Source organism: Campylobacter sp. IFREMER_LSEM_CL2101, from assembly GCF_025771825.1.
Taxonomy (GTDB): Bacteria; Campylobacterota; Campylobacteria; order Campylobacterales; family Campylobacteraceae; genus Campylobacter_D; species Campylobacter_D lari_C.
In genome coordinates this window covers 71,337-89,382 of the sequence record NZ_JAKMQZ010000005.1, presented here as the reverse complement: position 1 = coordinate 89,382, position 18,046 = coordinate 71,337, and the positions used below count along the sequence as shown (strand labels likewise).

Here is an 18,046-nt window from a genome sequence, read left to right as displayed (position 1 = left end):
TTAGCATTTTACTTTAGAGTAAAATGCTTTTTAAAATTATTTTTCGTTAATTTCTGCTTCAATGTTGATTTGTACTTCATCACTAAGTGTCAAACTAGAAGTATCTGGAGCAAATTTAAAATCGCTTCTTTTGATTTGTCCTTGTAAAGTAAAGCCTGCTTTTTCTTTACCGCTATCTGTTTTAATAACCCCACCAATTTCAGTATCTAAAACAATATCTTTACTTACACCAGCAATGTTTAATGAGCCATACATCTTACCTTTTTCATTAGAAATTTTTTCATATTTGCTCATAGTAAAAGTGATGTTTGGGTGAGTTTTTGCTTTGAAAAAATCATCTTGCTGTAAGTGAGCATCTCTTGCTTTATTTTCAGTATTTATAGAAGCAACTTTTACATTTGCTTGAAGTTTGTTAAATTCAAATTTAGCACTATCAAAATCAATTACCGCATCATAGTCTTTAAAATTTCCATTTACATTACTAATTTGTAAATGTTTGATTTTAAATCCTACGTTTGTATGTGATTTGTCTAAGCTAAATTCTTTACTTAAAGCATTGCCTGCTAAAATAGAAGCAGCTAAAAAAGAACCAAGTAGTAATTTTTTCATGTTTTCTCCTTAATATTTAAAAATGGTTATTATACAAATGAAAATAAAATGAAAGTAAATTTTTTAAATATATTCTATAAAATCTTTCACATTAGCTTCCTTAAAGCCTTTTAATCTCAATAAACAACTATCACATTTGCCACAAGCTTTATTTTCTCTTTCATAGCAAGACCAAGTATGCTCTAAGGCTACCTTTTCTTTTAAGGCTAATTCAACTATTTGTCCTTTGCTTAGATGAACTAATGGGGTTTTAATTGTAACATTACAAGTTTTTGTTGTGCCTTCATTGATAAACTCACTTGCTTTTTGTATGAAATTTGCACTACAATCAGGATAACCACTGCTATCTTCTTGCACTACTCCTATAAAAATACTTTCGCATTTTTCTTTTTCAGCTATAGCTCCTGCGATGGATAAAAAAATACCATTTCTAAAAGGAACATAAGTATTTGGAACTTCTTTTTCGTGTAGTTTTTCTTTGGGAATTTCTAAATTTAAATCCGTTAAAGAATTACCACCAATATTTGCTATAAATGAAACATCTAAAATATATTTTGTTTTTATATTAAGTTTTTCACAAATTTTATTAAAACATTCTCTTTCTTTAAACATGGTGCGCTGGTTATAGTCAAAATGTAAAGCAATGATTTCATATCCTTCTTTTTTAGCTAAATATGCACATAAAGTACTATCCATACCACCACTTATAATACAAAGAGCTTTTTTCATACTTTTCCTTAATTTTGATATAATTTGAAATTATAAAATCAAAAGGATAATAATGATTTTTTGCGAAGAAGAAATGGATATTTCTTTTCTTGAAAAAATTGCCCAAAAAATGAGTGATCAAAATATAGAACTTGTTTTGGTAGATGAAAAAACCATGCATGAAATTAATCTTAATCAAAGGGGAGTAGATAAAACTACAGATGTTTTGTCTTTTCCTTTAGTGCAAAATTGTGAAAATTTACTTGGAAGTATAGTGATAAATTTAGATGAAGTAAGTAAAAAGGCTATGGAATATAAACATAGTAATGAAGAAGAGATGGCATTGCTTTTTATACATGCCATGCTTCATTTACAAGGTTATGATCATGAGGTAGATCAAGGACAAATGAGACAAAAAGAACAAGAATGGATTGAATATTTTAAATTACCAAAAAGTTTGATTATAAGAGTGCAAGGGGATTAAATGTTTAAAAAGATTGCTTTTAGCTTAAGTTTGTGTGCGAGTTTGTATGCTTATAATGAAAATACATTTACTTTAAATATTTTAAATGGAAAGGAATTTGATATTTACCTATATAGCTCTAGTAAAAGTAACACTAGTTATGGATTTGTCCAAGCAAAACAAAAACAATACAGTTTTTGGGGTAGTGCTAAAAATGATGAGTATTATATAGATATAGCGGATTTTGGAACTTGCGTTTTAAAAGATATATACAAAAATAAATTTGAAGCCCTATGTAAAATAGATGGTATAAAAAAAGAATTTAGCTTTTTAGCTAATAAATCCAACGCAAGTATTTATCAATTATCACTTAAAGAACAAAAACAAGTAGAAGACAATAAGAACATTGAGTTTGATTTTAGTGAAGATATATTAAAACTATCAAGTCAAAATAAAAATTTAGAAAAAATTATTGATGATTTTAATGAGAATTTGGATAAAAATTCATTAAAACAAAAAGCAAAAGAAAGTTTTGATAAATGGAATAAAGAAGATATTTCTAATAATGAGTTTTTTTCTCAAGCCTATATATTTTATCAAGATGAGCATATTATCTCTTTGGGAAAAAATATTTATGAGTATAAAGGTGGTGCTCATGGTATGACTAATTTTTTAAGAAAAACTTATAGTATTGATGATATGAAACTTCTTAGATTGAAAAATGAGTTAAAAATAGAAAATGAAGATTTTCAGAATATGATTAAGCAAAAGATTTTAAGTTTATATAATGAAAATGAGTTATTTGATATTAAAGAGCTTAAAATGAGTGAAATTTTTGAAGTGAGAAAAAACGGATTAGTTTTGATATGGGAGCCTTATGATATAGCTCCATATTCAACAGGGGTAATTGAAATTTTTATAAGTTATGATGAGTTAAAACCTTTTTTGAAAAATAATTCAAAATTAGCTTATTTGAGTAAAATCAAATAAGCTTTTAATCATCAAATTTTTGCCTTAAAATCGTTCCATTATCATCTATGTAAAGTTTCATTTGATTATTAAGTTTGATTTTATAATAAGAAATTTTTCTTTCTATTTCTATGATTGCTGTGTTAGGATAGATATTTTTAATGGTATTTTGTATTGCTAGGGGTAAAATCGCATAATTTAGCGATCTAAAATTTTCAGCCTCTTTAAATTCTCCATTAAGTGAAAACTCAATCTCGCTCCCATCGCTTAAATAAATCTCATAAGAATAACCATCTTGCTCTACTAGACCTATTTCTGCATTAAAATAATCTTTAATAAATTGTTTGATGTTTACCGGCAAAGAATCAGGTGCTATGACTATGCCCGCATTAAGAGTATTTAGAGCGATAAAAAAAGCTAAAGCTAGTTTTTTCATTTTTAACCTTATTTTATTTTTTGACGATATTGTATCTTATTAGTGTGAATTTTATGTGTAAGCTAGAATTTAAATAGCTTTTTGTTATAATTATTAAAAATACAAAGTAGGGCAATGATAGCTTCTTTTTTAATCGCTTTAAATATTGTGATATTTGTCTTTGTGAATTATCTTTATTTTGGATCTTTAAATTTAGATGTTATTTTAGGTTTAAATTTATTCTTCTTTCAAGGATTTTACTGGCAAATTCTAAGCTCAATGTTTATGCATGGAAATTGGCCTCATTTGATTTTAAATATGATAGTACTTTTTCAATTTGGCTCTATGCTGGAAAAATACTTAAAAAGTTTTAAATTTGCTTTGCTTTACTTAATCGGTGGAATTTTTTGTTCTTTACTTAGTGCTTTTTATGTGTATTTAAGTTTTGATGGTAGTTTTGTAAATGTAGTGGGTGCAAGTGGTGCTATATGTGTTTTAATGGGATATTATGCATATTTGGATAAAACTGCTACTAAAGGGCTTATCGTGGCTATATTATTAATGAGTTTTGTGCCTATTTTTATGGGTGTAAATATAGCTTGGTATGCACATATTTTTGGCTTTATATGTGGATATGCTTTGGGTAAATTTAAGGTTATAAGATGAAATATATTTATTTTATCCGTCATGCTAAAGCTCAAAAAGAAAACTACGATCAAGATTTGCAACGAGAGCTTAGCTCTAGTGGAAAAGATGATTTAAAAACTATGATTTATAGGATTAAAGATTTAGAATTTAAAGCTCAAAGCATTATCTCAAGTCCTGCTAGGCGTTGTATAAAAACAGCGCAAAAACTTTGTAAAAGCTTTTCTTTAAAAGAAAAAGATATCAAGATAGAAAAAAGCTTTTATGATGGTAATTTAGAGGATGTATTAAATTTTATAAAAGAATTAAAAGAGAGTAGGGTAGTGCTAATTATGCATAATCCTTTATTGCAAGAACTTTGTGAGTATTTAGCCCATATAGACTTAGAAAACTTTCCAACTTCTGCTATTTTATGTATGCAATTTGATATAAAAGAATTTAAAGATATAAAAGAACACAGCGGGGAAGTTGTGTTTTTTGATTATCCTAAAAGTCAAGAAAATAACTAATCTACATTTTTAAACTTCAAATTTATTTAAGCAAAAATATAAACTAAAATTTAGTTGAAATAAAAAATATACGTCTTTAGTCTTTTATAGCTACATAAAATAACTTATAATATTTTTCAAAAAATTATACTTATTTTTTTATGGATAAATTATTTTCACTCAAAAAATAAAATGCTTTAAAATACTATATTATAGGTATTTTAAAATACATTTTACTTATGAAAGAACAGATAAATATAAAAGTTTGAAAATTATAGTTTTCAATACAAAATATATATAATTTCAAGATTTTACTATTTATCATATAATTTTACATACATATTAAGTTTAAGTTAAAATATTTTTATAGACTAAAAAAGCTAAAATGATGAGTAAAAAGGAAAATAAATATAAAAGTTTAGCTTGTATGGAATTTTTGGTTTTATTTGGATTTTTGGATTAATCTTGAAAGTTGCCTTGCTAAAAGTTTAGCACTATTTTCATCTTTGCTAAGTTTTTTCATATTTTCTCTAAATTCATAAAGTCTTTTTTCTTGTGCAAAGTCATTTGAAGTATTATTTTGTTTTGAGGTATTACTTTGAGTTACTTGCTTTTGCACGTTTTTTTTCTTAAAAAACATATTATCACCCTATTTTGTTTTTATAATTATAGCTTGATATTTTTTAAGTAAGATTTTTTTATAATTTTTTAAGCTGTTTTAGAAGTTTTGGAGACTAAAAATGAAATATCCTCTAGATTGTGAAGAAAATTTTGAAAAGTCATTTTTATTTTGGCTTTGTAGATATGTGAAATTTAAGCTTAATTCTTTATCAAATAAGGAATTAAAAGATCCTCAAGCCTTGGCTGTAGTAAATTTAGCCTTAAGTAAGGGTGTTAAAAATATACAAGAGCTTGATGCTTATGTAAAAAAAGCAAGAAACGCAGGACTTAGCGGTGTAAATACTTATTTTAATCCTTTGAAAAAACTTTATGAGTATTTGTTATTTTACAAGCTTTATTCACTAAAACAAATTGATGAAGAGCTTTTAGTGGAAATTTTAGCAAGTATTAGCGCTTCTTTATCTGATGCGAGTAAAAAAAATTATCGCATAGCTGTGATTAATTTTTTTGCATTTTTAGATAAACAAAATGAAGAAGATCAAAAGGCGCACATTTTTGATATTAATCTTAAAAATTGGGCAGGTATAAGTGGTTCTAAGGGAGTTAAGCTACCTGAGTATATGAGCGAAGATGAAGTGAGTAAATTTTTAGATGCTATTGATAATACAGATTTTAAAAGTAATACCATACGCAATCGCTTGATTATTAAAATCATCATTTTTACAGGAATTAGGGTTAGTGAAGCTATTAATATAAAATTAAAAGATATTAGCGAAGAAAATGATCTTTATATTATACGCATTAGAGCCAAAGGTAATAAATACCGCGTTGTGATGATTAAAAAAGAGCTTATAGAACATCTTTTAAAAGATGTAAGGGTAAATTATCTTTCTTGCGATGGACTTTTATTTGTCAATCGCAATGGTAAAGCCCTAACCCAAGCTTATGTTTCGCGTATAGTAGAACAAATTTTATTTAAAGCAGGAATTCGCAAGCAAAAAAACGGAGCTCATATGTTAAGACACACTTTTGCCACCCTACTTTATAAAAAACAAAAAGATTTAGTTTTAGTCCAAGAAGCACTAGGCCATGCAAGCTTAAATACTTCAAGAATTTACACACACTTTGATAATGAAAAGCTAAAATTAGCCGCAGAAGTAGCTAAAAAACTTCACGATAGAACGTAAAATTTTATAAAAAAATCCGATATATCCTTAAAGAAAGGATATATCATGCAAATAAATAATTATGCTAGTAAAATTAATCCTTATATTTTAAACACTCAAAAAGAAGAAAAAGAAAGCAAAGAAAATAAGAATTTTATAGAATTTAAATTTACTCAAGGTATAAAAGAGCTTGAAAAAAGCGTTAAAGAAAGTCAAAATGGAGAAAAATCAGAAGATGAGTTAAGTAAACTTTATAAAGAACTTTCTAAGATACAAGCTAAAATTGCAGAATTAAATGCAAAATTACAATCAAGCCAAGATCCACAAAAAGCTCAAATGATCAATTCTCAAATTCAAAGTTTAAATTCGCAAATGCAAAGCATTTATGCAAGAATAACCCAAATGTTATCTCAAGCCATGCAAGCTATGCAATGATTTTAATGTTTTTTAGCATTTAAAAACACACTAAGAATAATCAAAGCAAAAGCAAAAAGATCAATCACGCTATAAATAGTTCCTAAAAATAAAAAACTCATAAAAGCAGCAGCCACGGGTTCTATACAAGCTATCATACTAGCTTTAAAAGCTCCTATTAATTCAACTCCTTTTAAATATAAACAAAAAGCCCCTATTGTACCTATAAATACAATCCCACTCATAGCCAAAAAGGAATTTAAAGAAAAATCATGTTTTGGGATATTTCCTTGTAATAATACAAAAAGCAAAAAAGAAGCAAATAAACTAGCCAAACCCATGATTAAAAATAAGCCATATTTTGCTATGATAAGCCTAGCACTCAAAGAATAAAACGCTACTCCAAGAGCTCCAAAAAAAGCCCAAATAACACCTCTTATATCAAGTTTTAATGCATTAATATCTCCATTTGTTATAAGTAAAAATAAGGCAAAAAGTATTAAAAACAAAGCGATTAGCTCTATTTTTTTAGGTAAAATTTTATTTTTAAAACACATAAAAAGCATTATGATTAATGGTGCGTTGTATTGTATCATCGTAGCAGTTCCTGCATCGGTATAATAAATAGCTTTAAAATAACCATATTGAGTTATCAATAAACCAAAGATAGAAAAAATTAAAAGAGAGCTAAGTTCTTGTTTTTGCTTTAGCAATTTTAATTTGAAATTTTTTGCACCCAAAATTATTAAAATAACACCAGTAAAAAGCAAACGATAAAAACTTACCCATTCAGCAGAATAATGATTTTTAAACAAATACTCAGCCAAAACTCCACTTACAGCCCAAAATATCCCACCAAGTATGACTAGAAAAACTCCCAAAAAACACCTTTAATCTTATTAATTTATGTAATATTTGTAGTAAAATATTATTATATCATTAAATGTATATATTTTAAGGAAAATTAATGACTTATTTAGAGATTGATGGTGTTAAAAAATTAAATGGAGAAGTGATAATAAGCGGTGCAAAAAATGCAGCACTTCCTTTGATAGCTTCAAGTATTTTAGCTAAAAATGAAGTGCAAATTTCAAATTTACCAAATGTAGCAGATATTTGTACCCTACTTTCTTTGCTTGAAAATTTAGGAGCAAATTATACTTTTAAAGACAATTTTGCAAAAATAAATACAAAACATTTAAATAAAACCATAGCAAAATACGACATCGTGCGTAAAATGCGTGCTTCCATACTTACCTTAGGGCCTTTACTAGCTAGATTTGGAAATTGCGAAGTTTCTTTACCGGGAGGTTGTGCTATAGGCCAACGCCCTATTGATTTGCACCTTTTAGCTTTAGAAAAAATGGGAGCTAATATTGAGATCAAGCAAGGCTATGTGGTAGCTAGCGGAAAGCTTAAAGGTGCTGATGTGATGTTTGATAAAATCACTGTTACAGGCAGTGAAAATATCATCATGGCAGCAGCCCTAGCTCATGGTAAAACTAGACTTTTAAATGTCGCTAAAGAGCCTGAAGTGGTGCAACTTTGCGAGGTTTTAGCTAGGGCTGGGCTTGATATACAAGGCATAGGGTCTTCTGAACTTGAAATTTATGGCACAAGTGGAGAGCTTTTAGAATTTAAACCCTTTGAAATCATTCCTGATCGTATTGAAGCAGGAACTTATCTGTGTGCAGGAGCTATCACTAACTCAAAAATTACTTTAAAAAAAGTCAATGCAAGCCATCTTAGCGCAGTTTTGGCAAAGCTAGAGCAAATGGGTTTTAGCTTTGATATTAATGAAGATAGTATTAGTATAAATCCTGCTAAAGAAATCAAACCGGTTGAAATTTTAACTAGCGAATATCCAGGCTTTCCAACGGATATGCAAGCACAATTTATGGCTTTAGCTTTAAAAGCAAATGGTACAAGTATTATTGATGAGAGATTATTTGAAAATCGTTTTATGCATGTAAGTGAGCTTTTAAGAATGGGAGCTGATATAAGATTAAACGGGCATATTGCTACTATAAATGGCACTAAAGAGCTTTTGGGAGCTGATGTTATGGCTACTGATTTGCGTGCATCTTCTGCTTTGATTTTAGCAGCTTTAGCAGCTAAAGGCACAAGTAAAATTCATAGAATTTATCATCTTGATAGAGGGTATGAAAATTTAGAAGAAAAATTTAAAAAACTAGGCGCAAGTATAAGAAGGCTTGAAGAATGAGAGATATTTTTGTAACTTTAGATTTTTTAAAAGAACAAATCAAAGCAAAAAATGAATTTCAAAGAGTAAATTTGACGCAAGCTTTGGGGCGTATTTTGTATGAAGATGTTTTTGTGAAAAAAAACCTACCCGCTTTTGATAATTCAGCCCTAGATGGTTATGCACTAAATTATACACATAAGAATGAATTGCTAGAAATAAAAGGAAGCATTTTAGCAGGCGATAAAAATGATTATATTATAGAAAAAAATGAATGCTATAAAATTATGACAGGGGCTAAAATTCCTCAAAATGCAAATACCATTTTAATGTTTGAAGAAGCTTTGCTTGAAGATGAAAAGCTCAATGCTAAAAACGCTAAAGAAAACAATGCCATCCGTTTTAAAGGCGAGGAAGCAAAGCTTGGAGAGCTTTTGTTCAAAAAGGGACAAAAAATCACTTCAGGCATGGTAGCTATGCTTGCTGCTCAAGGAATTTATGAGCTAAAAGTCGTTAAAAAATTGCGTGTTGGGATTTTTTCAAGTGGAGATGAGCTTGTAGAGCCTTGGGAAAATGCTGATGAATACAGCATATATAATGCAAATGCTTTTGGAATTTATGCTATTTTGCAAGATTATGCTGATGTTGAGTATTTAGGGCTTATAAAAGATGATTTAAATGCATATAAAAAGCTTTTAGAAAATAAAGAATTTGATATGCTTATAAGCAGTGGTGGAGCTAGCGTGGGTGAGGCTGATTTTATCAAACAAGCTTTGCTTGAGTGTGATTTTAGCCCTATTTTTGAAAAAATCAATGCTAAACTTTGTAAGCATGTAAAACTTTTTAGCAAAAGTGATATGCTTTTTCTAGCCCTACCAGGAAATCCTTTGGCTTCTTTAGTTTCAACGCATATTTTTGCAAAAAATATACTCAATTTACTTTATGGTAAAGAACTTTTGGAATTTGATAAAGCAAGATTGACTAAAGATTTAAATTTCAAAGGCCAAAGAAATGATTTTGCTTTTGGAAAATTAGTCGATGGGTATTTTAAACCAAGTGAAGCTAAATTTGGCTCAGGTATGCTAAAACCTTTATGTGAAAACACACATATCTTAATCACGCAAATTGATGACATAAAATTAGCAAAAGATCAAGAAGTTAAAGTTTTAAAAATTTAATAGGGTATTACACTACCCTATTTTTAATGATTAACTTCTTGCTTTATCTAAGGTTTTAAAAAGATTATTTAAGATATTTTCTTCATTTTTTTGGTATTTGCTTTGGCGTAATTTCTCCCAAGCATATATGCTATAATCTTTAGAAATTGAACCTATATTTAAATCTGTATTACTAAAAGCATTGTTGCTATCTTTTTTATACTCTTTTTCTTCTTTGTCTTTAAGTGCATTAAGTGTAGCTTGAAATTCATCTGAAGATGTGTTTTTTTCTTTGATTTTTGTCATATTATTTAGGGTTAGCGGACTATTTTTATCATTTACTTGCATGAGAACTCCTTTTTTAAAATTTAATAACTATAAGCAAAAAACATTCCTTAATTTTAAAAACTTGACAATAAAATAAAGTTTTGATAAAATCACACTCTACTTTCAAAATGCGGGAATAGCTCAGGGGTAGAGCACAACCTTGCCAAGGTTGGGGTCGCGAGTTCGAATCTCGTTTCCCGCTCCACTTCTTTTAACTAAAATCAAACTTTTTTAATGTATTATACGATTAATATATTTTTATAAAAGGTCGTTGTATTGTTTTTTAAGCAAATCATTCTAGTTTTATTTTTCTATACTTTTAGTTTTGCTTCGAATTTTGATGAAGTAAAATTAGCTTTGATTAAAGAATTTAAGACAAATTATCCGCAACTAGAAATCATTTCTTTAGATCTTAACACTCAATCAAGTTTGCCTGCTGATTTTAATCAATATATTTTTTTAAAGCTGGGTAATCATAATTTTGATAGAGCTGATGGTTTTGTAAAGGCTGAATTTAAAACTCCAGAGCAGTTTAAAAAAAATATATTTTTTAAGTATTTTTTAAAGGCAAAATTAGAAGTTTTACAAACCACGCGTCCTATTGCGCGTAATGAAAATTTAAGTCCTGCCAGTTTTAAAATTTTAAAAATTCCTTTTGATAAAGCTCCCCAAGGTGTATTAAAAAAAGATGAAATCACAAATTTAATAGCCAAAAGCAATATAAGAGAAAATATGATTTTAAAATATAATATGTTTAAAACCAAAACCCTTATACAAAGAAATGATTCTGTTTATGGGGTTATCAAAGATGGGGATTTAAGCATGATAATAGAATTAAAAGCCTTGCAAAGTGGGAATTTAAACCAAAGAATTCGCCTTAAAAACAAAGATGGAAAAGTCGTGCATGGTAAAGTCATTAGTAAAAATTATGTGGAGCTAAAATGAGAAAAATTTTAGTAGGTATTAGTGGGGCTAGTTCTTGTGAACTTGGTTTTTTATTATTAAAACATTTAAAAGAAAAAGGGCAAATTTATGCCATTATAAGTAAAAATGCAAAAATAAGCTTTGCAAAAGAAAATCCTCTTTTAGAAAATATAGACTTTTTGCAACACATAAAAGATAAATTTGAACTTGAACATGTAAATTTTTTAGATAATGAAGATATTAGTCAATGCGTAGCAAGCGGATCTTTTGGCATAGAAATGACTTTTATCACGCCTTGCTCGATTAATACTTTGGCAAAAATTGCTTGTGGTATAAATGATACTTTACTTACAAGAGCTGCAGGAGTGGCTTTAAAAGAACGCAAAAAACTCATACTTGGAGTAAGGGAAATGCCCTATTCTACTTTAAATTTAGAACAAATGGCTAAACTTTCTAGCTATGGAGTTATCATTGCTCCTCCTGTAATGGCAAGTTATGCTAAGATTGATAATTTGGAAAAACTATATGAATTTATCATAGGAAAATGGCTTGATCTAGCAAATATTGAGCATAATTTATATCAAAGGTGGCAATGATGGCTAGTTGTATATACCCAGGAACATTTGATCCTATCACTAATGGACATTTAGATGTGATCATTCGAGCTAGCAAGATGTTTGAAAAAGTAGTCGTTGCCATAGCTAAAAGTGAGAGTAAAAAGCCTATGTTTAGCTTAGAGCATAGAGAAAAAATGGTAAAAATTGCTACAAAAGACTTAAAAAATGTTAAAATTACAACTTTTGATAACTTACTAGTAGATCTTGCTAAAAATTTGCAAATAAATATCATTATAAGAGGCTTAAGAGCGGTGAGTGATTTTGAGTATGAATTACAACTTGGTTATGCAAATCACATGCTTTGGGAAGATTTTGAAACTATATATCTTATGCCAAATTTAAAAAATTCTTTTATTTCAAGCTCCATAGTAAGATCAATTTGTGTGTATAATGGCGATGTGAGCAAGCTTGTGCCAAAAGAAATTATACCTTTATTAAAGGAGAGAGATTGTATATAGCTTTTGAAGGGGTTGATTGTGTGGGTAAAAGCACGCAAATAGAGCTTTTGAAAAAATATTTTCATAATGCATTTTTTACTAAAGAACCAGGTGGAAGTGAGCTTGGAGTGCATTTGAGAAAAATTTTATTAGAAAGTAAAATGCAATTTTCTAAAAAGGCTGAGCTTTTGCTTTTTTTAGCAGATAGAGCAAATTTAATCGACATGCATTTAGCGCAAAATAAAAACAAACTTATCATTTCAGATCGTAGTTTTATTTCTAATATGGCTTATGCAAGATGTGATTTTGATCAAAATATTTTATTTGAGTTAAATTCTTTTGCCACAGGTGGACTTTTTCCACAAAAGGTTGTGTTTTTGCATGGTTCTAAAGAGCTTATTGAGCAAAGACTTTCTAAAAAAGATTTAGATAGTATTGAAAAAAGAGGGATTGAGTATTTTTTAAATATACAAAAAGCTTTAGAAGAAACTTTAGAGTTTTTAAAAACTAAGATAGATATAAAAATTTTAAAATTAGATGCTTCTTTGAGTATTGAAATTTTACATGAAAAGATTAAGGAATTTATAGATGATTAACGCTTTAAAAGGAATGAAAGATTTACAAGATGACCAAGCTGCTCTTTATGAAAAAGTAGTAAAAACTTGTGAAGAAGTAGCTAAAAACTATGGTTTTACTTTTATTAATTGTCCGCATTTAGAACTTACTAAGCTTTTTAAAAGAAGTGTTGGGGAAAGCTCTGATATAGTTGGTAAGGAAATGTATGAATTTGTTGATAAAGCAGGCAATGAAGTGTGTTTGAGGCCTGAAGGGACAGCTGGGGTGGTAAGATCATACATAGAAGCTAAAATGGATAAGGCTCAAAGTGTTAAAAGATGGTTTTATCATGGCTCTATGTTTCGCTATGAAAGGCCGCAAAAAGGAAGATTGCGTGAATTTCATCAATTTGGTGTAGAAAGCTTTGGCATAGCAAATGTATATGAGGATGCGAGTATTATTTTAATGCTAAATGAAATTTTTAAACGCTTAGAAATTCATACAAGTTTGAAGATTAATTCTTTAGGCTGTAAAGAATGTATAGGTGTATATAAAGAAAAGCTCATAGCTTTTTTAAATTCTAAAGAAGGTTTTTGCGAAGATTGCTTAAGAAGAAAAGACTTAAATCCTATTAGAGTGCTTGATTGTAAAAATGATCATTGTCAAAGTTTAATCGAAAATGCGCCAAAGCTAAGTGAAAATTTATGCTCATGTTGTAAGAAAGATTATGAAAAATTGCAAAAACTTTTAAAAGAAAATGATGTTGAGTTTGAATGTGATGAAAAATTAGTGCGTGGGCTTGATTATTATTCTAAAAGTGCATTTGAGTTTGTTAGCGATGAAATCGGTGCAAAAGCTGCCGTAGCAGGTGGTGGAAGATATGATAGATTGATTGAATACTTAGATGGTAAAAGTGGCTATGGCGTGGGTTTTGCTATGGGTATAGAAAGGATTATGGCTATTTTAGAGCAAAAACAAAGCGTAAAAGCTAGAGAAGGAATTTATCTTTGTGCTATGGATGAAGCTTATATAGATACTATTTTTAAATTAGCAAATACTTTAAGAAAAAAACATAAAGTATATTTAAGCTATGAAGCAAAAAAACTTGCAAAGCATTTAAACCAAGCAGATAATGCTAATGCTAAAATCTTTTTGTGTATAGGTGAAGATGAAATGCAAAAAGAAGAGATTTTTTATAAAAATTTAGATAGTAAAGAAAATAAAAATATAAAATTAGCAAATTTGGAGAATGAGTTATGATTGATTATGGTATTAATATTTGGGGTGCGAATAATTTTATCATCGAAAATGGCAAAGTATGTGTAAATCATGGTAAAAAACCTGCCATTATAGATATAGTAAATACTTTGCGTGATGATGGCTATAAGGGGCCATTATTGCTTCGTTTTCCTCATTTAATCCATAAGCAAATTGAGCAAATTTATGATAAATTTGCTAAAGCAAAAAAAGAATTTAACTATAAAGGTTCTTTTAATGCTGTATATCCTTTAAAAGTCAATCAATATCCAGGTTTTGTAAAAAATTTAGTTAATCTAGGTAAAGAATACAACTATGGCTTAGAAGCAGGAAGTAAGGCTGAGCTTTTACTAGCTATGGCTTATAATAATGAAGGTGCACCTATAACGGTTAATGGTTTTAAAGATAAAGAACTTATAAACATGGGCTTTATAGCGTGTGAAATGGGTCATAATATCACTTTAACTATGGAAGGACTTAATGAACTTGAAGCGATGATTGAAATTGCTAAAAATCGTTTTAAGCCAAAGCCAAATATAGGCTTAAGGGTGCGTTTGCATTCAGCTGGGGTAGGAATTTGGGCAAAAAGTGGTGGTATAAATTCAAAGTTTGGTTTAACATCTACTGAGCTTATTGAAGCGGTAAATCTTTTAAAAGCTAATAAGCTTTTAGATCAATTTACTATGATACATTTTCATTTAGGTTCGCAAATTACTGAAATTCATCCTTTGAAAAAAGCTCTAAATGAAGCGGGTAATATCTACACCGAGCTTAGAAAAATGGGGGCAAAAAATTTAAAAGCTATTAATCTTGGTGGGGGTTTGGCAGTAGAATACTCTCAGTTTAAAAACGAAACAAGCAGAAATTACACCTTAAGTGAGTATGCAAACGATGTTGTGTTTATTTTAAAAAGCATTGCAGAACAAAAAAAAGACTTAGAGCCTGATATTTTTATAGAAAGTGGGCGTTTTGTAGCAGCTAATCATGCTGTTTTAGTAGCGCCTGTTTTAGAGCTTTTTTCTCAAGAATACACAGAAAGCAAGCTTTTATTAAAAGATAAAAACCCAAAACTTATTGATGAACTTTATGATTTGTATAAAAACATTAAAGCTTCTAACGCGCTTGAGTATCTACATGATAGTATTGATCATATGGAGAGTATTTTAACCTTGTTTGATTTGGGTTATGTGGATTTACAAGATCGCTCTAATAGTGAAATTTTAGTGCATTTGATTATGAGAAAAGCTATTTCTTTAGTGGGTGATCAAGCTGATTTATCGAGTTTGCAAAATGAAGTGCAAGAAAAATATTTAGTGAATTTTTCAGTATTTCAGTCTTTACCTGATTTTTGGGGTTTAGAGCAAAATTTCCCTATCATGCCACTTGATAGACTTAATAAAAAACCTACAAGAAGTGCAAGTATATGGGATATAACTTGTGATAGTGATGGAGAAATTTCTTATTCTAAAGATAATCCTTTGTTTTTACATGATATTGATGTAGAAGCTGAAGATTATTTTTTAGGATTTTTCCTAGTGGGAGCTTATCAAGAAGTCCTTGGTATGAAGCACAATCTTTTTACACATCCAACCGAAGCTTGTATAAGTATTAATGAAAAGGGTTTTGAAGTAGAAAGCGTACTAGAGGCTCAATCTATTTTAGATACCTTAGAAGATCTTGACTATGATATTCATGCAATTATGGATAATATTAATGAAAAAATTTATGCTTCAAAACTTGTTAATGAAAATCAAAAAAAGCATATTTTGGGTGAAATTTATTTATTCTTAAACGATAATGGATATTTAAAAAGCATAGGTTCTAAATGAGTATTTTTAAACTAATCAAAGAAGATTTTTCTATGCCAAAACAAAAAGATCCTGCATATAGATCTTGGGTGGAGTTAGTTTTTAACTATCCTGGTGTTTGGGCTGTGGTAAATTATCGCTTTGCGCATTTTTTTTACCAAAAAGGTTTTAAAAAAATAGCAAGGATTATTAGTGGAATTTCTCAGTTTCTTACTGGAGTTGATTTACACCCTGGAGCACATTTAGGTAGAAGGATATTTATGGATCATGCAAGTGGGGTTGTGATTGGTGAGACTTCTATTATAGGTAATGATGTTTTGATTTATCAAGGTGTTACTTTGGGTGGAACGAATTTAGATAAAAATACCAAAAGACACCCTACTATAGAAGATGGCGTGATTATAGGTTCTGGTGCTAAAATTTTAGGCAATATTACCATAGGTAAAAATGCAAAAATAGGCTCAAATGCAGTTGTATTAAAAGATGTTGGACCAAATTTAACAGCTATTGGCATACCTGCTTATATTAAAGAACATGGCAAGATTGATTATGAAGAAAAAATCGCTAAACTAGAAGCAAGGCTTGCTATTTTAGAAGAAAAGCTAAATAAAGAGGATAAATGATAGCAATTACAGGTGGAGGCACGGGAGGGCATTTAGCTATAGCTAGATGTTTATTGCAAAGTGCAAGAAAACAAGGCATAGAATGCATTTACATAGGAAGTGAAAATGGCCAAGATAGACTTTGGTTTGAAAACGAAAATGGCTTTTATAAAAAATACTTTCTAAGCTCTCAAGGCGTTGTTAATAAAAAAGGCTTAGCTAAGGTTCAATCGTTTTTGCATATTGTAAAACTTGCAAGAAAAACAAAACAAATTTTAAAAGAACATAATGTTAAAGTAGTTTTTAGTGTGGGTGGATATAGCAGTGCTCCAGGCGCTTTTGGTGCTTTAATGGCAAATATCCCACTTTTAATCCATGAGCAAAATTCAAAAATGGGAAGTTTAAATTCACTTTTAAAGCCTTTTTCTAAAGTTTTTTTTACTGCTTTTGATGATCAAATTAATAAAGCAAATACTTTCTTTTGTCCTTATCCTATTAATGAAATTTTTTCACAAAAAGCAAGAGTGAGAAAAGAATTAAAAAATATTATTTTTCTTGGTGGCTCTCAAGGGGCTAAATTTATAAACGATCTTGCTTTAGAAAATGCTTTATACTTTAAAGAAAAAGGTATAAATATCATTCATCAATGTGGTAAGAATGATTATGAAAGATGTAAAAAAGCTTATGAGGATTTAAATGTTAATGCAGAGCTTTTTGACTTTGATAAAAACATTATAGATAAAATTTCTAAAGCAGATTTAGCCATATCAAGATCAGGCGCAAGCAGTCTTTTTGAGCTTAGTGCAAATTTACTTCCTTGTATTTTTATTCCTTATCCATATGCGGCTAAAAATCATCAGTATTTTAATGCTTTGTATTTAAAAGAGCGTAATTTATGTGAAATTTTAACCCAAGAAGAAAAACATCAATTTTTAAATTTGGTAGAAAATTTCTCACTAGAAGAAAAATCTTTAGCCTTGCAAGAATTAAAAAGTGAAAATGGTGCAGATTTTATGTTAGAAAAAGCAAAACAAATGGGGTTTATTTAAATAAAATACTCCCCAAACGTACCATATTTGAGCCACATTTTATAGCTAGCTCAAAATCCCCACTCATACCCATAGAGCAAATTTTTGCCCCGTGTTTTTGTAAATTTTCATAGATTTTAAAAGTTTGCTCAAAACTTTCTTGAACTTTTTCCTCATCCATAGAGCCTATACACATAATGCCTACTAGATTTAAATTTTTACACTCTTCTTGTATTTGCAAATACTCTTCTATTGCTTTATTTTGCTCTATACCACTTTTAGAACTTTCATTAGCAGTATTTATTTCTAATAAAGTATCTAATTTATAATCAAGTCTTTTATCTACAGCTTTGGCGCTTTTTAAACCATTGCAAGATTGCCAAAGTAATGGGTTTTGTTTGATTAAAAGATTGATTTTATTACTTTGAAGATTACCTATAAAATGCCACTTGATTTCTAAGTCTTGAAGTTTTTCTTTTTTTAAAGCTAAAGCTTGGACTTGATTTTCTCCAAACTCTACAACACCTTGCTTAAAAAGCTCTCGAATTTGCTCATCTTGAACATACTTGCTAGCTGCTACTAAACGCACATTTTGTTTTATGGTTTTTTCAAAAATACTTTCTAAATTCATCT

General features: G+C 29.1%; 23 protein-coding genes and 1 tRNA gene. 17 read left to right on the top strand and 7 right to left on the bottom strand.

All coding sequences use genetic code 11. The features are described from left to right. Positions 1-36: 36 nt before the first annotated feature. Together L8V88_RS04590 and queC are read right to left on the bottom strand one after the other, a co-directional pair. Positions 37-609, bottom strand: a complete 573-nt coding sequence (locus L8V88_RS04590; protein ID WP_263727041.1) for a YceI family protein — start codon at positions 607-609, stop codon at positions 37-39. Positions 610-672: 63 nt separating this feature from the next. Further along, positions 673-1,338 (bottom strand): 7-cyano-7-deazaguanine synthase QueC, encoded by a 666-nt coding sequence (gene queC / locus L8V88_RS04585; protein WP_263727040.1) that lies wholly within the window; start codon positions 1,336-1,338, stop codon positions 673-675. A 52-nt stretch (positions 1,339-1,390) separates the two neighbouring features. Between queC and ybeY the strand changes: the two genes are divergently transcribed. Together ybeY and L8V88_RS04575 are read left to right on the top strand one after the other, a co-directional pair. After that, the gene (gene ybeY / locus L8V88_RS04580) at positions 1,391-1,801 is read left to right on the top strand and encodes an rRNA maturation RNase YbeY (protein WP_263675504.1); all 411 of its coding nucleotides are present in this window, start codon (positions 1,391-1,393) and stop codon (positions 1,799-1,801) included. Continuing rightward, positions 1,802-2,770 carry a DUF3298 and DUF4163 domain-containing protein gene (locus L8V88_RS04575; protein ID WP_263727038.1) on the top strand — a complete coding sequence of 323 codons (969 nt, stop codon included), beginning with the start codon at positions 1,802-1,804 and terminating at the stop codon, positions 2,768-2,770. It begins immediately after the preceding gene. A gap of 4 nt (positions 2,771-2,774) precedes the next feature. On the opposite strand, the gene L8V88_RS04570 is transcribed toward L8V88_RS04575, so the two are convergent. Then, entirely contained in the window at positions 2,775-3,185 is a 411-nt protein-coding gene (locus tag L8V88_RS04570) for a PepSY-like domain-containing protein (RefSeq protein WP_074692021.1), read from the bottom strand. A gap of 114 nt (positions 3,186-3,299) precedes the next feature. Between L8V88_RS04570 and L8V88_RS04565 the strand changes: the two genes are divergently transcribed. After that, a complete protein-coding gene (locus L8V88_RS04565) occupies positions 3,300-3,830 on the top strand; it encodes a rhomboid family intramembrane serine protease (RefSeq protein ID WP_263727036.1) in 531 nt (176 codons plus the stop codon). After that, on the top strand, positions 3,827-4,318 hold the full coding sequence (locus L8V88_RS04560; RefSeq protein WP_263723773.1) for a SixA phosphatase family protein: 492 nt from the start codon (positions 3,827-3,829) through the stop codon (positions 4,316-4,318). Before L8V88_RS04565 ends, L8V88_RS04560 begins: the two co-directional genes overlap by 4 nt. 421 nt (positions 4,319-4,739) lie before the next feature. Here L8V88_RS04560 and L8V88_RS04555 read toward each other — a convergent pair whose 3' ends face one another. Beyond that, entirely contained in the window at positions 4,740-4,937 is a 198-nt protein-coding gene (locus L8V88_RS04555) for a molybdenum cofactor biosynthesis protein (RefSeq protein ID WP_263727035.1), read from the bottom strand. 100 nt (positions 4,938-5,037) lie between these two features. Between L8V88_RS04555 and L8V88_RS04550 the strand changes: the two genes are divergently transcribed. Both L8V88_RS04550 and L8V88_RS04545 read left to right on the top strand, forming a co-directional pair. Continuing rightward, positions 5,038-6,105 (top strand): tyrosine-type recombinase/integrase, encoded by a 1,068-nt coding sequence (locus L8V88_RS04550; RefSeq protein WP_263727033.1) that lies wholly within the window; start codon positions 5,038-5,040, stop codon positions 6,103-6,105. Positions 6,106-6,150: 45 nt separating this feature from the next. After that, positions 6,151-6,519, top strand: coding sequence for a hypothetical protein (locus tag L8V88_RS04545; RefSeq protein WP_263727031.1), 369 nt, complete (start codon positions 6,151-6,153; stop codon positions 6,517-6,519). A gap of 2 nt (positions 6,520-6,521) precedes the next feature. Here the strand turns inward: L8V88_RS04545 and L8V88_RS04540 are convergent, their stop codons facing one another. Beyond that, a complete protein-coding gene (locus L8V88_RS04540; RefSeq protein WP_263727029.1) occupies positions 6,522-7,379 on the bottom strand; it encodes a DMT family transporter in 858 nt (285 codons plus the stop codon). A gap of 86 nt (positions 7,380-7,465) precedes the next feature. Here L8V88_RS04540 and murA point away from each other — a divergent pair, with 86 nt between their 5' ends. Next, positions 7,466-8,722 carry a UDP-N-acetylglucosamine 1-carboxyvinyltransferase gene (murA, locus tag L8V88_RS04535; protein ID WP_263727028.1) on the top strand — a complete coding sequence of 419 codons (1,257 nt, stop codon included), beginning with the start codon at positions 7,466-7,468 and terminating at the stop codon, positions 8,720-8,722. Continuing rightward, the gene (locus L8V88_RS04530; RefSeq protein WP_263727026.1) at positions 8,719-9,879 is read left to right on the top strand and encodes a molybdopterin molybdotransferase MoeA; all 1,161 of its coding nucleotides are present in this window, start codon (positions 8,719-8,721) and stop codon (positions 9,877-9,879) included. The genes murA and L8V88_RS04530 overlap by 4 nt, the downstream gene beginning before the upstream one ends. Positions 9,880-9,909: 30 nt before the next feature. Here L8V88_RS04530 and L8V88_RS04525 read toward each other — a convergent pair whose 3' ends face one another. After that, positions 9,910-10,206: a hypothetical protein gene (locus L8V88_RS04525; RefSeq protein WP_263727023.1), complete on the bottom strand. Its 297-nt coding sequence runs from the start codon at positions 10,204-10,206 to the stop codon at positions 9,910-9,912. Between the two features lie 109 nt (positions 10,207-10,315). Here L8V88_RS04525 and L8V88_RS04520 point away from each other — a divergent pair. From L8V88_RS04520 to murG, 9 genes are all read left to right on the top strand, one after another. Next, positions 10,316-10,390: transfer RNA gene (locus L8V88_RS04520), tRNA-Gly, on the top strand. 71 nt (positions 10,391-10,461) lie between these two features. Further along, positions 10,462-11,130, top strand: coding sequence for a flagellar basal body P-ring formation chaperone FlgA (flgA, locus tag L8V88_RS04515; protein WP_263727021.1), 669 nt, complete (start codon positions 10,462-10,464; stop codon positions 11,128-11,130). Next, entirely contained in the window at positions 11,127-11,705 is a 579-nt protein-coding gene (locus L8V88_RS04510) for a UbiX family flavin prenyltransferase (RefSeq protein ID WP_263727020.1), read from the top strand. The genes flgA and L8V88_RS04510 overlap by 4 nt, the downstream gene beginning before the upstream one ends. Continuing rightward, entirely contained in the window at positions 11,705-12,184 is a 480-nt protein-coding gene (gene coaD / locus L8V88_RS04505; protein ID WP_263727018.1) for a pantetheine-phosphate adenylyltransferase, read from the top strand. Before L8V88_RS04510 ends, coaD begins: the two co-directional genes overlap by 1 nt. Continuing rightward, the gene (gene tmk, locus L8V88_RS04500; protein ID WP_263727016.1) at positions 12,175-12,759 is read left to right on the top strand and encodes a dTMP kinase; all 585 of its coding nucleotides are present in this window, start codon (positions 12,175-12,177) and stop codon (positions 12,757-12,759) included. The genes coaD and tmk overlap by 10 nt, the downstream gene beginning before the upstream one ends. Continuing rightward, on the top strand, positions 12,752-13,978 hold the full coding sequence (gene hisS, locus L8V88_RS04495; protein ID WP_263727014.1) for a histidine--tRNA ligase: 1,227 nt from the start codon (positions 12,752-12,754) through the stop codon (positions 13,976-13,978). Before tmk ends, hisS begins: the two co-directional genes overlap by 8 nt. Continuing rightward, positions 13,975-15,804 (top strand): biosynthetic arginine decarboxylase, encoded by a 1,830-nt coding sequence (gene speA, locus L8V88_RS04490; RefSeq protein ID WP_261545203.1) that lies wholly within the window; start codon positions 13,975-13,977, stop codon positions 15,802-15,804. The genes hisS and speA overlap by 4 nt, the downstream gene beginning before the upstream one ends. Next, complete coding sequence (gene cysE, locus L8V88_RS04485) at positions 15,801-16,406, top strand: serine O-acetyltransferase (protein WP_263727012.1); 606 nt, start codon at positions 15,801-15,803, stop codon at positions 16,404-16,406. Before speA ends, cysE begins: the two co-directional genes overlap by 4 nt. Beyond that, positions 16,403-17,434, top strand: coding sequence for an undecaprenyldiphospho-muramoylpentapeptide beta-N-acetylglucosaminyltransferase (murG, locus tag L8V88_RS04480; RefSeq protein WP_263727010.1), 1,032 nt, complete (start codon positions 16,403-16,405; stop codon positions 17,432-17,434). Before cysE ends, murG begins: the two co-directional genes overlap by 4 nt. On the opposite strand, the gene L8V88_RS04475 is transcribed toward murG, so the two are convergent. After that, positions 17,427-18,044 (bottom strand): YggS family pyridoxal phosphate-dependent enzyme, encoded by a 618-nt coding sequence (locus L8V88_RS04475; protein WP_039641434.1) that lies wholly within the window; start codon positions 18,042-18,044, stop codon positions 17,427-17,429. The genes murG and L8V88_RS04475 overlap by 8 nt on opposite strands. Positions 18,045-18,046 lie beyond the last annotated feature (2 nt).

Excerpts from the sequence above, each read along its gene's own strand:
- L8V88_RS04525 (WP_263727023.1), bottom strand. The coding sequence starts at position 10,206 with ATGCAAGTAAATGATAAAAATAGTCCGCTAACCCTAAATAATATGACA.
- cysE (WP_263727012.1), top strand. The coding sequence starts at position 15,801 with ATGAGTATTTTTAAACTAATCAAAGAAGATTTTTCTATGCCAAAACAA.
- coaD (WP_263727018.1), top strand. The coding sequence starts at position 11,705 with ATGGCTAGTTGTATATACCCAGGAACATTTGATCCTATCACTAATGGA.
- queC (WP_263727040.1), bottom strand. The coding sequence starts at position 1,338 with ATGAAAAAAGCTCTTTGTATTATAAGTGGTGGTATGGATAGTACTTTA.
- L8V88_RS04565 (WP_263727036.1), top strand. The coding sequence starts at position 3,300 with ATGATAGCTTCTTTTTTAATCGCTTTAAATATTGTGATATTTGTCTTT.
- L8V88_RS04545 (WP_263727031.1), top strand. The coding sequence starts at position 6,151 with ATGCAAATAAATAATTATGCTAGTAAAATTAATCCTTATATTTTAAAC.
- L8V88_RS04570 (WP_074692021.1), bottom strand. The coding sequence starts at position 3,185 with ATGAAAAAACTAGCTTTAGCTTTTTTTATCGCTCTAAATACTCTTAAT.
- L8V88_RS04555 (WP_263727035.1), bottom strand. The coding sequence starts at position 4,937 with ATGTTTTTTAAGAAAAAAAACGTGCAAAAGCAAGTAACTCAAAGTAAT.
- murG (WP_263727010.1), top strand. The coding sequence starts at position 16,403 with ATGATAGCAATTACAGGTGGAGGCACGGGAGGGCATTTAGCTATAGCT.
- L8V88_RS04560 (WP_263723773.1), top strand. The coding sequence starts at position 3,827 with ATGAAATATATTTATTTTATCCGTCATGCTAAAGCTCAAAAAGAAAAC.
- speA (WP_261545203.1), top strand. The coding sequence starts at position 13,975 with ATGATTGATTATGGTATTAATATTTGGGGTGCGAATAATTTTATCATC.
- L8V88_RS04510 (WP_263727020.1), top strand. The coding sequence starts at position 11,127 with ATGAGAAAAATTTTAGTAGGTATTAGTGGGGCTAGTTCTTGTGAACTT.
- ybeY (WP_263675504.1), top strand. The coding sequence starts at position 1,391 with ATGATTTTTTGCGAAGAAGAAATGGATATTTCTTTTCTTGAAAAAATT.
- L8V88_RS04590 (WP_263727041.1), bottom strand. The coding sequence starts at position 609 with ATGAAAAAATTACTACTTGGTTCTTTTTTAGCTGCTTCTATTTTAGCA.
- murA (WP_263727028.1), top strand. The coding sequence starts at position 7,466 with ATGACTTATTTAGAGATTGATGGTGTTAAAAAATTAAATGGAGAAGTG.
- L8V88_RS04550 (WP_263727033.1), top strand. The coding sequence starts at position 5,038 with ATGAAATATCCTCTAGATTGTGAAGAAAATTTTGAAAAGTCATTTTTA.
- hisS (WP_263727014.1), top strand. The coding sequence starts at position 12,752 with ATGATTAACGCTTTAAAAGGAATGAAAGATTTACAAGATGACCAAGCT.
- L8V88_RS04475 (WP_039641434.1), bottom strand. The coding sequence starts at position 18,044 with ATGAATTTAGAAAGTATTTTTGAAAAAACCATAAAACAAAATGTGCGT.
- L8V88_RS04530 (WP_263727026.1), top strand. The coding sequence starts at position 8,719 with ATGAGAGATATTTTTGTAACTTTAGATTTTTTAAAAGAACAAATCAAA.
- L8V88_RS04575 (WP_263727038.1), top strand. The coding sequence starts at position 1,802 with ATGTTTAAAAAGATTGCTTTTAGCTTAAGTTTGTGTGCGAGTTTGTAT.